This is a genomic window from Agarivorans sp. QJM3NY_25, assembly GCF_050870875.2.
Taxonomy (GTDB): Bacteria; Pseudomonadota; Gammaproteobacteria; order Enterobacterales; family Celerinatantimonadaceae; genus Agarivorans.
The window spans coordinates 1,386,838-1,400,589 of record NZ_CP194041.2 but is presented as its reverse complement, the minus strand read 5'-3'; the positions used below and the strand labels follow the sequence as shown (position 1 = coordinate 1,400,589).

Genomic DNA, 13,752 nt, shown 5'->3' with positions numbered 1-13,752 from the left:
AGTCGTTTATTCTACGCCTCAACGCGAGAAAATTAATAGGAGAAAATATGATTTTAATTACAGGTGCCACTGGTCAACTTGGACGTTTAGTAATTGACGCTCTATTAAAAAGAACCGATGCCAGTCAAATTGTTGCTGCCGTGCGCAACCTTGACAACGCAAAAGACTTCGCTGAAAAAGGGATCCAGCTCCGACTTGCTGACTACGATCAACCAGAAACACTGAACACAGCATTTAAAGGTATCACTAAGTTATTATTGATTTCTTCAAGTGATATGCAGAATCGACAATCTCAGCATCACAATGTCATTACCGCCGCCAAACTTGCGGGCATCCCTTTTATTGCCTATACCAGCCTATTAAACGCGGATAGCTCCCCCTTAGCACTGGCAGCAGATCATATTGCAACGGAAAAACTATTAGCAGAATCAGGGATCCCTCACGCCCTATTGCGCAACGGCTGGTATACCGAAAACTACACAATGAATATTCCTATGGCCCTAACCCACGGTGTGATATGTGGTAGTTCAGCTGACGGTAAATATTCAACCGCTCCCCGCCTCGATTATGCAGAAGCCGCAGCGGTAGTGCTCACCAGCGATAAACAAGCAGGTAAGGTTTACGAATTAGCCGGCGATAAAGCATTTACACTTAGTGAATACGCGGCAGCAGTTAGCAAAGCAGCTGGCCAAGTCATTGCTTATAAAGATATGCCAGAAGCAGAGTTTGCTCAGTTATTACTTGGCGCGGGCTTACCAGAAGGATTTGCCACTCTTTTGGCTAATTCAGAGGTTGGTGCAGCCAAAGGTGGACTCTATAGTGAAAGCCGCGACCTGTCACGCCTCATTGGTCGTCCAACCATTGCCCTTGAAGATACCATCAAAGCCACGCTTGAAGGCATTTGATGACAAATGGTCTGCGTCCACGATAACATTGTAAATGGGGTAAACTTCGGCGTTCTCGCTCAAGTTTGCCCTCAGCGATGAGTCGAAATTCTAGTACAAATATTTAGACCGCCATTCTAATTGGCGGGTTGTTCAATTGAAGCCCTAAGGTGGGGCTGTCTTGAATATCTCTTTGAATATCTTTTGAATATCGTCCTTCTACTTATATGAATACCCTAAGGATTACGAGGGAGCTCGCTAGAGTGCAGCGTTATGTGAGCCTCAATTTTATGGCATTTATATTATGAACAACTTATTTACATATGTATCGATAATCACCAACTCACTCGAAAATCAATTGATTGTTGAGCGAAATATTGTAAATGAGTTAGTTGAAGATGATGGGGTAGTTACTCAATATTCAGAGCAAATAGTTAAGTTTAGAAATGGTGTAACGATAAAGCAGAGTATTGAGAAGGACGTTGAATCTTCGAATACAGAAGTGGCTTGTGAAGAATCCTTTATCAATTATGAAGTTTTATTTGAGCCTGAAGATTATGACATTAACCCAAAGCGTAAAAATTTTATTAATCATTGCCAAGAAGCATTTTGGGTAAAAATAAGTACAGTACAAAACGCAAAAACATGATCACGTAGCCGCAGGTATCTAACCTCCAGCCTCTCCCCCTGTATACAGCTCCGCACTGGGCGTATCCTGAAAATGTTTAAAATACAATGGCCGATTAACGCCTTTGTATTCCAATGACATCTCCTGATTGAGCGCCATCATTCTAAGAAAACGATAAAAAAGGTAATGGCATATTTGTCAGGTTTCTCATTTGTTAGCTCAAGTTCTTTTTGGCAGCCGAGTGTCAATCACCAATGTGAGTCGATTTGAAGAAAGACTAATTGAGTTACAGCAAACATTAAATTAGGCACCAAACGATACCCTCCCTTCTCAGCACTTAGCATCGCTTCACACCCAACAAGAATACGAACACATACCATTTACACCCTTATTTAATTGATATTTTACAAGTATTTACATTGACTGACGTTGCCATACATTCAAATCGCTATCCTTTAAATAACTAAACAAGAGGGGATACATGATGAACAGCAAATTAACTATTTCAGCAATTGCCGCCTTAGGTCTTGTTCTTAGCCTCGGAGCTTATGCCACAGGTAAAGGCAATAACAACAGTAGTCAGCGCCAACAAATGCCAACCTACACAACAATGGATACCAATCAGGACCAACGGATTAGTGCAGACGAGTTTCATGCCTTTAAGGCCCAGCGTATCGCACAACAAACCGAAGCCGGTCGCAATTTAAAAAACATAGCCAACTCGCCGACCTTTGAAAGCCTAGATAGTAATGGCGATCAATTCCTCGACCAGAATGAATTAAATCACCAACGAGGAATGCGACAAGGTGGCCAAGGAGAAGGTGGCCAAGGAGAAGGTGGCCAAGGAGAAGGTGGCCAAGGAAAAGGACGAGCCTTCTAATCGAAGCTAAGCCACTGCTTACCCAGTGGCTTCTTTATTTAGAGCTTTAAATACAACTTTTAAAACACAAAAAAACACGTATTACATGTGATTGTCCAAGGAGAGCGACATGTCCCACTTCAGCTGGAAGCAGAGACTCGTGATTATTCCCCCCCTGATACTTGGTGGCCTGTTCCTTGCCTTTGCTTCAAGTATGAAAGCAGAGCCGCCAGCGGCCTCTCAAGCGCCTCCCAAAAAGGTGGTGCGAGTCCTTAAAGTGCTGCCACGTAAAATTCAGCCAATGGTACAAGGTTATGGTTACACCGAACCCGAGCAACAGTGGCAAGCGCAAGCGGAATTAGAAGGGACAGTTATTTGGGTCCATCAAGATTTTGACGATGGCGGAGTGATCCAGCAGGGGGCGGTGATTCTCAAGCTCGATCCATCCACTTATCAGCTGGAAGTCGCAAAATTGAATGCCGAGATTGCAGTGGCCCAGCTTAAAGACCGCACGATTAGCGAATCGCTGAACATTGCCGTGCAAGAATATGAGCTGCAAAAATCCGAGTATCAGCGGATTCTAAAATTAAGCAGCACCGGGCACATTTCAAAAACTGAAAAAGACAACGCAAGCCACCAACTGCTCAGTAGCCAACAGCAACTGCAAACCCTAAAAAACAGTCTGGTGATCAATCAGGCGGAGCAGCAGGTTTTACAAATACAGTTGGCTCAGGCCGAGCGAGACCTCATCAATACCAGCATTGTTGCCCCCTTTGCTCTGCGCATTACCGAGACCTTGGTCGATAAGGCAGAATACGTTAGCAAGGGACAAGCATTGCTTCGTGCCGATGGGATCAGTGCGGTTGAGGTTAAGGCTCAGTTTCCCTTAGGCAAAATGCGCCCGCTACATCAGGCCAGTGTACTTGCGCCCATGGAAGATACTGCGCATAACAATTTAAGTGCGCTGGTCTCACTCAAGGTGGGCGAACAGCTGGTCCATTGGCAGGCACAGGTCAGTCGCTCCGGAGGGCAAATTGATGCGCAAACCCAGAGTCAAAGCATTGTGGTTCACATCGATAATCCTTATCAGCAAGCCAAACCCGGTGAAAAACCGCCGTTGATCCGCGATACCTTCGTGCAAGTCACGCTCAAAGCACCGCTATTAAACGAGCAGCTGCTAGTCCCTGCCAATGCCGTTCACAACGATCAGGTTTATCTGGTCGATCAAGAAGGCAAACTGGTGATTCAGCCAGTTAAGGTCGCCTTTATTCAACAGCAAATTGCGGTGATTCAATCGGGTCTGCAGTCCAATGATAAGGTGGTCTTAAGTCAGCTTTCACCGGCAGTTACAGGCATGCAACTAAAACCGCAGGCCGATCCTAAAATTCAAGCATGGCTGGATAAAACCACCGGGTTTAAAGCGTCGAAGCCGCAAAGTATGGAGGGTCAATGATGATTGCCTTATTTGCTCGCCATGCCACCGGTGCCAATGTATTGATGCTAGCGCTACTGTTACTCGGTGCCTTGGCGCTTCCCAAATTACAGAAAGATACCTTTCCTCTCACCCCGACTAAAGATGTTGAAATTCGGGTTAATTATCCCGGCGCTTCTCCCTACGAGGTACTCGAAGAAATTTGCCTACCACTGGAAGATGCCATCGACAAACTCAATGGGATTAAAGAGCTCAGCTGTGATGCCAGAGAAAACTTAGCCATCGCCAATGCCGAAATTAATTCTGGCGAAGACATCGACATCATCACCGCCGACGTTCAGCAGCAGGTGAATGCCATTCACGATTTTCCGGCCCGGGTTGAACAAATCAGCGTCAGTAAATTGGACCGGGTTGCCACGGTTGCCAGTGTGGCGATTCGTGGCGATATGTCGGCGCGTGATCTTTACCTGTTTGCGCAAGCAGTGAAGCAGCGTTTAAAAGCCAATCCGATGATTGCTCAGGTCAGTGTCGGCGGATTTTCCGAACAAGAAATTGAAATTCGAGTGTCTGACTGGACGCTCAAACAATATGGCCTGAGTATTGCCGATCTCTCGGCGGTGGTTGAGCAACAAAACCTGAATGCGCCAGCCGGAGTGTTTCGCAGCGACTTGGCTGAGACCAGCGTGCGCCTGGTACAACAGAGTAACAGTGTCGACGAAATAAAAAACATCATCATTAAAAGTAGTGAATTGGGCTCCCAACTGCGACTCGGCGATATTGCAGAGGTGGAGCAAAAATTTGCGCTCGATGAAGATAAAATATTATTCGAAGGCCAGCGCGCGGCGATCTTACAGATCTCAAAAAGCAACGCTCAAGACTCGCTCAAGGTCAAAGCGGCATTAGAGAGCTTAGTGGCGAAAGAGCAAGCCATGGCACCGCAGGGGGTCAGTTTCGATATCACTCAAGACCTTAGTGTCAACATCAAAGAACGCTTACGCATTCTTAGCAGCAATGGCATTCAAGGTTTGCTATTGGCCTTCCTGATGTTATGGGCCTTCTTTAATATTCGCTTTAGTTTTTGGGTCGCGATGGGCTTACCGGTGTCCTTTCTGGGTTCAATTTTTGTGATGCACGTGCTCGGTTATACCATTAACATGATGACCATGGTCGGCCTGATCGTCGCCATTGGTTTATTGATGGATGATTCTTTAATTATTGCCGAGAACATTGCCGCGAAACGCCAAGCAGGGATGCCGCCGATTGAAGCGGCCATTGTTGGCAGCAAACAGGTTTTCCCCGGCGTGCTGGCCTCCTTTGCTACGACTCTGATGGTGATTGGTCCGTTGATGTTTTTAAGCGGGAAAATGGGCGACGTACTGCGCTATATACCGATTATTTTGCTCATCACCCTGTTAGTGAGCTTAGTCGAAGCGCTGCTGATCCTCCCCTCGCACCTTGCCCACAGTGACTTGCAGGCGAAACCGAATCCAGTGCGCGCGCGTTTTATTGCCGGCTTTGAAAAATTAAGAGATGGCCTGTTTGTCCCGCTGTCGATGAAAGCGATGCGCGCACCTTATTTCACCTTAGGTTTATTGTTCATGGCGGTGCTTGTGTCCAGTGCAACCTTCTCTGCTGGTTGGTTGAAGTTTAAGGCCATGCCCGCCCTGGAGAGTGATACCTTGCAGGCTCGTATTCTGCTTCCACAAGGCAGTTTACTTAGCCAAACTGAAACGGTCGTTGAAAAAGTATCGGCGGCTTTAGTGCAACTGAATCAGGATTACGCCGAGGCTTTTCCTCGGTCCGAAGCGCTGATTAATAGCACGACCATCACTTACAACAGTAATCTAGACGCCAATGAATCGGGGCCACATATGGCGACGGTGAGTGCCGATCTGCTGCCCGCGCAATTTCGCCAACAGAGTATTAAGAGCTTGATCCAAAGCTGGAAAGAGAAAGTGGGGCCAGTCGCCGATGTGGTGTCGCTCAAGTTCACCGATAAGGAAAGAGGGATTGCCGGCAATGGTATTGATATTCGAGTGCAAGGCGCTTCCTTAGATGACCTGGATCAGGTGAGCCGCTCACTGATTAAATGGCTGAAAGGTTTCGATGGCGTGTTTAACTTGTCCAGCGATCTGCGCAAAGGCAGAACTGAGATCCTGGTGAGCCTAAAAGATCAAGCGGGAGTGATGGGCGTGAACGCCGCGCAAATTGCCCAAACTCTCAGCGGTGCGGTCAAAGGCAGTACCGAGCTCACGGTGTTTCAACAGGCCGAAACCCTAGACATTACGGTGCGCCTCGCTGATTTCACCAGCCAGGCTAGCTTGCAAGGGCTAAAAGACTTAGCCGTGACCGCCAGTAATGGGCGTTTGGTGCCACTCTCCAGCGTAGCTGAATTTAGCGAGCAACAGGCTTACTCACGAATCAACCGGATCAATGGCAATAACACCGTCACGGTGGAGGGTAACATTAATACCAATGTGGCCAATGCCAGAGAAATCATGCAGCAGTTTTATCGAGAGTTTGTCCCCAATGTGCAGCAGAAGTTTCCCGAACTTAGTTTTGTCTCGCAAGGGCAAGATAAAGAAAGTGCCGACACCGGTCGCTCGTTATTAAGCTTTTTTATCTTGGGAGTGATAGGTATCTACTTGATCCTCACCTTCCTGTTTCAAAGCTACAGCCAACCTCTGGCGGTATTGCTGGCCATCCCCATGGCTTGGATAGGAGTCGTCTGGGGTCACCTTGGTATGGGGCTCGACTTAACCATTCCCAGTCTGGTTGGCTTTGCCACCCTTGCCGGGATCGTGGTGAACGATAATATTCTGCTGGTGAACTTTGTGAAACAAAATATCGCTCAAGGGGGAAGTTTGATGGAGGCTTGTCAGGCCGCAGTTCACGACCGTTTTCGGGCGATTTTTATCACCTCTTTAACCACCTTTGCCGGCTTATTGCCCTTATTAACGGAAACCAGCACTCAGGCACAATTTCTGATCCCGCTGATTGCCAGTATCGCCTTTGGTTTGATCTCGGCCACCCTGTTGGCTTCGATCATCGTGCCTTGCGTGCTGTTAATACTGGATGATTTGAACTGGAGCAAGTTTAATCAAGTGCCATCACCAGCAAATATCCAACCACCGATGACAACGGAGTAAAAGAAAACTGACAACAAGCCATTGCTGCAGCCCATCTTAGGCAAAGTGTCGGCGCACAAGTCCGTCGCTCACTGTCAAGATGGGTGATCTGCGCGAAACCCAATGATAGTGTGCTGCGCAACGGCTCATGAACAAAAGCTCAATAAAGAATTCTTAGCACCTCATCTGCCTTTATTCAGCGACAGAATCAAGCCAAAAATCAGCACTCAAAAACTGTTTTTCCTTTAGATAAAGGTATAAGGGTAATCCAAAGGAAACACCGATGATTAAAGTTTCCACCATGGCGAAGCTTCAAGCTTTCACCTGACGCCTTTGCCCAACAACCACAATAAAACCTAATAAAGTTACAGCTGCGATAACCACATCGAGCCAATTTTCATTCAAAATCAGGTTTCGGCTGCAAAACGAATCAAACTAGAATTTATTACGCGAATGTCAAACATCGCATAGATTAAATCGCGATGAATCTCCTGAATCAAAGCATACCTTCAAGCAAAAATGTCCCATGCTTTGGCTTAAAATAGAAACTAAAAAGGCCGCATACAGCGGCCTCAATCCAAACTCGAGTCTCAAGGTACTCAGTGAGTCCATCAAACTACCGCGCAGAACGGCACTAGCGAGAACCAAGTTGGTCGGCGGTTAACATTGCCGCTAATACTAACTCTGGCGTGACTTCAAAAGGCATGTTGTGAATGGTTTCCCCTTCAGCACAAGACGCTTCTGCAACCTCGAGTAATTTATCACGGTTAATCTTAGTCACCCCCATGGCTTGAAAGTTAGTCGGCAGACCCACCGAGCGGCAGAACTCAATGACTTCGTCGATTTCAGCCAGCGGCGCATTCTCTAGTACCAACTGAGTCAAGGTCCCAAACGTCACCTTCTCACCATGATAGAGATGATGGCATTCTTCAAGCTTGGTTAAACCATTATGGATGGCATGCGCGGCGGCTAAACCAGAACTTTCAAAACCGATCCCAGAAAGATAAGTATTCGCCTCAATAATATTTTCCAAAGCAGTATTCGATAAATTTTGATCGCAGGCTATTTTAGCCTTTAAGCCATCAGCAAGCAGGGTGTCATAACACAATTTAGCCAGCGCTTGTGCGGCTCGAGTTGGTGCGCCACCCGCCATTGTCGCCTTGTTAGAAATGCTGTTTGCTCTCGCTTCAAAGTGAGTCGATAAAGCATCACCCATCCCCGACACCAATAAACGGGTTGGCGCAGCGGCAATAATAGCGGTGTCCATGATCACCATATCTGGGGTACGTGGATAAACCAGATACTCGCTAAACTCCCCTTCAGGCGTATAAATAACCGACAAGGCGCTCGTTGGTGCATCGGTCGAAGCAATCGTTGGCACAATCACCACCGGTAGCTTGCTGTAAAAGGCCACCGCTTTGGCAGTATCTAAGGTTTTTCCGCCGCCAATTCCAACAATCGCTTGGCTTCCTTGTTGTTCAGCAATCGCAGTTAAGCGCTCAATTTCGGGTCGACTACATTCGCCAGTAAATTCAAGCATGCTCAACTCAACTTGCGATTGTTGACAACTGTTCGCTACCGTCGCGCCCACCAGTTCGGTGACAAAACCATCGGCAATTACCATCACCTTATGAGCTAAGGGTTTAAGATAGTCGCCGATGCTCGCCATAACCTTGGAACCTTGAATATATTTACTTGGGGAAATAATGATCTTGTCCATGTTAAGCCTCACTAATTGTTATCGATAAAAGTGGCTATAAAACGCCATCGTTGCTTTGCTTAACTTATTGTAAAGAGCCAAGCATGGACAAATTGTGCGCTACGGTTCATTTTGTCAGAGAAGACAAATTATTATGATGGGTAGACAAGATAGTGATACCCTGCGGCCAGCCTATTGTGGAAGAACAATGATTGATCGAGCAAGGCATCATGTTTGATCGTATGGGGACTCATTAGCTTGCAAACGCTCACTAAAATGATAATCAAATTTAAATACTTTTAAGCTGATTTTTGAGCAAAATGAATAAGTAGTTTTAAGCTGACTGTCTTGAAAATTCGTGTCTAAAAACACAAAAAATATTAATTATCTTATAGTTGCGACTCAAGCCTTGTTCGATAAGGACAGCCATTTCAAGCTTCTATTTCACTAGTTGAAGAGAATCGCTTTATAACGTGATTAGTTATTCTCTAATTACGATGGATGTCTTATTTATTTTGTTTTAGTAATTTGACTTGTGAGGTTTATTCCCCTTTGGGCCGTACCGATTTATGCTTCACTGATTCTCGATATGCACTCCAGTCAGGGGTAAATCCGCGATAATATTTAAAGAAAGCTCGGTATCAATAACGTCTCCCATTCCAACTATCATCCATCACTTGCTTAGTTGCAACATTACTTTCTTGAGCAAATACCCAATTCAATTTATTTTCTCCGAAACATATAGCAAAAAAGATGAACATCAGTAAAAAATCTTCGCAACATACACTCTAAAGCTAACAGCTTAATGTAATGCAAACACCCATCTTTTAGGCACATGCAGTTAGCATGTATCACACATAGATTGTTTCACATTCAAAGTAATTCTATATAAATCAATAGAGTATCAGTAAGGTTTTGAAATAAAAATATTAAACACAGCGTTTCATGTCAAATCGATGGTAACGACCTAGCTTGTATATGTATGGTTGCCGACACCAACAGGCGAAACGTTGCCTGCTACTTCGCTGAGAGCACCGAAAATGAAGAATCTTATTGTTGAGCAAAGGCTTGGTTTAAGGCTAGAGCGTGATAAAAAGAGGCCGTATTGGCACGCGAGAAACTCAGCTGGTCCACCTTCATGTAATGACTGTGTAGCGCTTGGTAATTGGCTCTTTGTGCAGGCGGGGTGGGATTTTTATTCATCGGTCCCGTTTGATAAATATAATAATCGGGGGCGGCAAACAGCACGCTCTCGAAATTAAACTTAGCAATCTTTCGTTGCGAGGGCGCAAATAACTCTCCCCCAGCCGCTTCAATAATACTATTCACAATATTGCCCTTCCCCGCAATCATGAAGGGATGCTCGGTCACTTCATAAACCACCTTTGGTTTAAGCTTTAAAGGCTTAATTTCGGCGCGTAACAGGGTGAGTTTATCGATTAATGCTTTGGCCTGCGACTGGTGATCGCTTAACTCGCCTAGCTGCTGTACTTGCACCAGAATGTCATCCAAGGTTAAGGGATTATACAGCAGCGTTTGTGCGTCAATTAAAGCGGCCATTTGCTGAGAGAAAAAACGATTGGAACTAATAATTAATAAATCAGGCTTAAGTCTCTTAATCAACTCAACATTAGGTTTGATATGCGAGCCTATTTTAGTGGCATTGGGAAAATCAAAGTTATTGCGAGTCACCCCAACTACCTTATCTGCCGCACCGAGCTGGATCAGGATGTCGCCAGCGGCGGGCGCAAGCAGAACAATTCGCTGATAAGCAAAAGCGTTAGGGATTAAAACAAAAGCTAGTATCGCTGCGAGTAACCGACACATCATACACCTCAGAAAGCAGTGCAGGGCTTAACTGTTGTTGCACTACATCGTACAACAGCTTGCCCTGCTTTAAGAAAAGAAAACGATCGAAATAACGATGCGCTAAGTTGATATCGTGAACCGAACTAATGATAGTTTGCGGCAAACTATATAGATGCTCAAAGATCTGCAAGGTATGGCGAATATCTAGGCTGGCGTTGGGTTCATCCAAATAGACAATTGGTGCATCTTGATTAAGCACCCGAGCCAACATCACCCGACGCTGCTCGCCACCAGACAGCTCGGTATAACTTTTACTTTGATAGCGTTGAATATCCAATAGCGACAGCAGCGCTTGGGTTTTGTCTCTGTCTTGCTGCGAAAAAGACTGGCCGTTGGAGCAGGCAAATCGGCCCAGCTGCACCACCTCAAAGACACTAAACGGAAAAGAAATATCAGAAAACTGCGACAGCAAGGCAAACTGTTTAGCCCGTGCTAAATGGGGCGTATCTCGAAGATCAAACCCATCATAAAATACACTATTTGGCGGCGGTTCAATCAGACCAGTTAGCAGATTGATCAGGGTACTTTTACCACAACCGTTCTCCCCCATTAAGGCCACTTTCTCACCCTCGGAAATGGTGAGAGAATCCAGCTCAAGTTGGAAGTCACCACGCTGATAACAGAGCGCATTAATGCTAATTTTAGCCATTCCAGAAGCGCCCTCTGCGAGTACGTAACAAGTAAAAGAAAAATAGGCCACCTAAAATGGCCGTGATAATCCCCACAGGCAGCTCTGCACCACCAGGGATAATCACCCGGGAAAGGGTGTCCGATAGCATTAACAAAAAACTACCCAACAGGCTGGAATAAAAAATATTCAGTTTCATGTCACTGCCAAACAAGCTACGTGCAACATGCGGAACAATCAGCCCAACAAAACCGATAATGCCAGAAAAGCTCACCGCCACTGACACCAAAATAGTTGATAACACAAAAGCGACCGAGCGTAAGCGGTGCACGTTTAGCCCCAAGCTTTGTGCCGATTGTTCATCCAAAGCTAAGATGTTGAGTTTTAAGGCTTGTCGCTGCAAATAGAAGTAAACGCCAGTCAAGATCAGGGCGCACAACGCGAGCTTCTCCCAACTGACTAGAAATATGCCGCCCATTAACCAGTACACAATTGAGTTCAAAGAGTCTTCAAAATAGTATTTCGAGAAACTAATCATGGCCGACGCTACAATATTCATCACCACGCCAGCCAAAATCATGGTGATAGGATTGATCCGCCCCTGAGTTAAAGACATCCGATAGACCAAGATTAAACCACTAAGCCCAGTGACAAAGGCAAACACCGAGACCAAGTATACTGGTACGCCGATCGCTATCGCCAGTACAGCACCAAGCGCCGACGATGAAGCCGCACCCGTGGTAAAGCTATCGGCCAGCGGGTTCTTTAAGGTCAGTTGGTAGATACTGCCACTAAGGCCCAACATGGCACCGATGACAGCGGCAAATAATACCCGCGGAAAGCGTAACTCCAGCAGAATACTTTGCTCAACACTGGTCATCGCCAAAGGATTAATCCAGTGCGGGCCGACCATGGTGGAGAGCAACGCCGAAACGATAAATAAGCTGACCAACAGCGGCTTCATGTTTCAACTCGCTGAACAATGTAGTGAGCAATCCACAGCAATAATGAATTAAGCAGCAACAAAATCCCAAGAGACTGAAAACTAAAAGTCCCTTGATTTAGCAAAGCCGAACGGAGCAGCTCAGCGCTGTATGTCAGCGGTGAAAATGCCGCCACCACCTGAATAATGCTTGGCATTTGATCAACCGGGAAAAAAGTCCCCGAGAGAAACATCATGGGAGTAATAATAAAGGCGTTCATGGTGGCTTGGTCACGATGATTTTTCATCTTTAATGCCACAATAAAACCAATCAAGGAAAACGCCGCTAAGTGCAAGACTAATGAGGCAAAAAACAGTATTGAAAAGTGCAGTTTTACGCCACATAACACACTATAAACAGCAATAATCACCACAGGGATCAAGCCTTTGGTCATACCGTATAACACTTCACCCGCAACAATTTGCCAACGCTGATTGGGTGCCAACAAAAACTCTTCGAAAATCTTTAAGTAGAAACGGCTAATATTAATTTCTGAGGCAATATTGTAGCTTTGATTCATACTCGACATAGCCAGCAAACCAGGCAATAAGAAGGTGAGATAATCGATTCCCCCCACCTGAGTTTCTTTACCAACCCCAAAGCCAAAGGCCATCAAATATAAAAAAGGAGGAACCGCTCCGGCCAACACCGTACGCACTAATTTTTTACGTAAAATGGTGCACTCTCGATAGTAAATGCCATAAATCCCATCAAGCATGTTTGATTAGCCTCTTGCCGGTGAGCGTTAGAAACACATCTTCGAGCGTGGTTTCTCGAATGCTGACTGGTGCATCGGTAATATTCGCTAAACGACTCAGTGCATCTTGGCGCTGTTCAAAAAACTCTTGCTCTAAGTTTTCACCTTGAATGTCGAGTACAAACTGGCCAACCTTGGTTTTTAATTGTTCGGGCGTGCCCTCGGCAATCAGTTTGCCTTGCTCAATAAAAATCACCCGCTGCGCCAAACGCTCGGCTTCTTCAATGTAGTGAGTGGTTAAAAATATGGTGCACTGTTGCTGCTGGTTAATCCGACTCAGAAATTGCCACATTTGCCGGCGACTATGTGGGTCGAGTCCCACCGTTGGCTCATCTAAAAATAAGATCTTTGGCTGATGCATTAAGGCGCGGGCGATCACCAACTTGCGTTTCATACCACCAGAGAGTTTTTCTGCGGGTTTATTTCGATGCTCGTACAAATCAGTAAATTGCAAACTTTGCTCAATTTGCTGCTCCAGCGCCTTACCTCGTAAATGGTATAACATACCATGCACCCGCAGATTCTGGACCAGGCTCAATTCTCGGTCCAAGTTATTGTGTTGCGGAACCACTCCGATCAACTTCTTCAAATTTAAACGGCGAGGATGGAAATGTTCACCTTCATATAAAATTTCCCCAGAACTTGCCTCAAGTAGCCCAGTTAACATTTTTATAATGGTGGTTTTACCCGCGCCATTGGGACCAAGGAAGGCACAAATCTCCCCCCGGTTCAGAGAAAAATCAACCTTATCGACAGCTATGGTGCGATCAAAACAACGGCTTAATTGCCTTGCTTCAATAATGACCTTTGAGCTTTGGTTCAGCGCTTTGTGCAAATGAATGGTCTACCTAATGAAGAGAACATACGGAACTTAGCGAGTTTTTC

At 45.7% G+C, this 13,752-nt stretch carries 12 protein-coding genes; 5 read left to right on the top strand and 7 right to left on the bottom strand.

The features are described 5' to 3' along the window. Positions 1–47: 47 nt before the first annotated feature. The 5 genes from ACRRSW_RS06460 (at position 48) to ACRRSW_RS06440 (ending at position 6,952) form a co-directional block, all read left to right on the top strand. Positions 48–905, top strand: coding sequence for an SDR family oxidoreductase (locus ACRRSW_RS06460; RefSeq protein ID WP_432454019.1), 858 nt, complete (start codon positions 48–50; stop codon positions 903–905). Positions 906–1,188: 283 nt separating this feature from the next. After that, the gene (locus ACRRSW_RS06455) at positions 1,189–1,533 is read left to right on the top strand and encodes a hypothetical protein (RefSeq protein WP_432458933.1); all 345 of its coding nucleotides are present in this window, start codon (positions 1,189–1,191) and stop codon (positions 1,531–1,533) included. 460 nt (positions 1,534–1,993) lie between these two features. Beyond that, positions 1,994–2,392 carry a hypothetical protein gene (locus ACRRSW_RS06450; RefSeq protein ID WP_432458932.1) on the top strand — a complete coding sequence of 133 codons (399 nt, stop codon included), beginning with the start codon at positions 1,994–1,996 and terminating at the stop codon, positions 2,390–2,392. A gap of 109 nt (positions 2,393–2,501) precedes the next feature. After that, the gene (locus tag ACRRSW_RS06445) at positions 2,502–3,824 is read left to right on the top strand and encodes an efflux RND transporter periplasmic adaptor subunit (protein WP_432458931.1); all 1,323 of its coding nucleotides are present in this window, start codon (positions 2,502–2,504) and stop codon (positions 3,822–3,824) included. Further along, the gene (locus ACRRSW_RS06440) at positions 3,821–6,952 is read left to right on the top strand and encodes an efflux RND transporter permease subunit (RefSeq protein ID WP_432458930.1); all 3,132 of its coding nucleotides are present in this window, start codon (positions 3,821–3,823) and stop codon (positions 6,950–6,952) included. The genes ACRRSW_RS06445 and ACRRSW_RS06440 overlap by 4 nt, the downstream gene beginning before the upstream one ends. 171 nt (positions 6,953–7,123) lie before the next feature. On the opposite strand, the gene ACRRSW_RS06435 is transcribed toward ACRRSW_RS06440, so the two are convergent. From ACRRSW_RS06435 to ACRRSW_RS06405, 7 genes are all read right to left on the bottom strand, one after another. Continuing rightward, positions 7,124–7,234 (bottom strand): DUF2834 domain-containing protein, encoded by a 111-nt coding sequence (locus ACRRSW_RS06435; protein ID WP_432458929.1) that lies wholly within the window; start codon positions 7,232–7,234, stop codon positions 7,124–7,126. 331 nt (positions 7,235–7,565) lie between these two features. After that, positions 7,566–8,651 (bottom strand): glycerol dehydrogenase, encoded by a 1,086-nt coding sequence (locus tag ACRRSW_RS06430; RefSeq protein WP_432458928.1) that lies wholly within the window; start codon positions 8,649–8,651, stop codon positions 7,566–7,568. 1,029 nt (positions 8,652–9,680) lie between these two features. Further along, complete coding sequence (locus ACRRSW_RS06425) at positions 9,681–10,460, bottom strand: ABC transporter substrate-binding protein (protein WP_432454025.1); 780 nt, start codon at positions 10,458–10,460, stop codon at positions 9,681–9,683. Then, positions 10,411–11,148 (bottom strand): ABC transporter ATP-binding protein, encoded by a 738-nt coding sequence (locus ACRRSW_RS06420; protein ID WP_432454026.1) that lies wholly within the window; start codon positions 11,146–11,148, stop codon positions 10,411–10,413. Before ACRRSW_RS06420 ends, ACRRSW_RS06425 begins: the two co-directional genes overlap by 50 nt. Next, positions 11,141–12,091 (bottom strand): FecCD family ABC transporter permease, encoded by a 951-nt coding sequence (locus tag ACRRSW_RS06415; protein ID WP_432458927.1) that lies wholly within the window; start codon positions 12,089–12,091, stop codon positions 11,141–11,143. Before ACRRSW_RS06415 ends, ACRRSW_RS06420 begins: the two co-directional genes overlap by 8 nt. Continuing rightward, complete coding sequence (locus ACRRSW_RS06410; RefSeq protein WP_432454028.1) at positions 12,088–12,828, bottom strand: ABC transporter permease; 741 nt, start codon at positions 12,826–12,828, stop codon at positions 12,088–12,090. The genes ACRRSW_RS06415 and ACRRSW_RS06410 overlap by 4 nt, the downstream gene beginning before the upstream one ends. Then, positions 12,821–13,702: an ABC transporter ATP-binding protein gene (locus ACRRSW_RS06405; RefSeq protein ID WP_432454029.1), complete on the bottom strand. Its 882-nt coding sequence runs from the start codon at positions 13,700–13,702 to the stop codon at positions 12,821–12,823. The genes ACRRSW_RS06410 and ACRRSW_RS06405 overlap by 8 nt, the downstream gene beginning before the upstream one ends. Between the last annotated feature and the right edge of the window lie 50 nt (positions 13,703–13,752).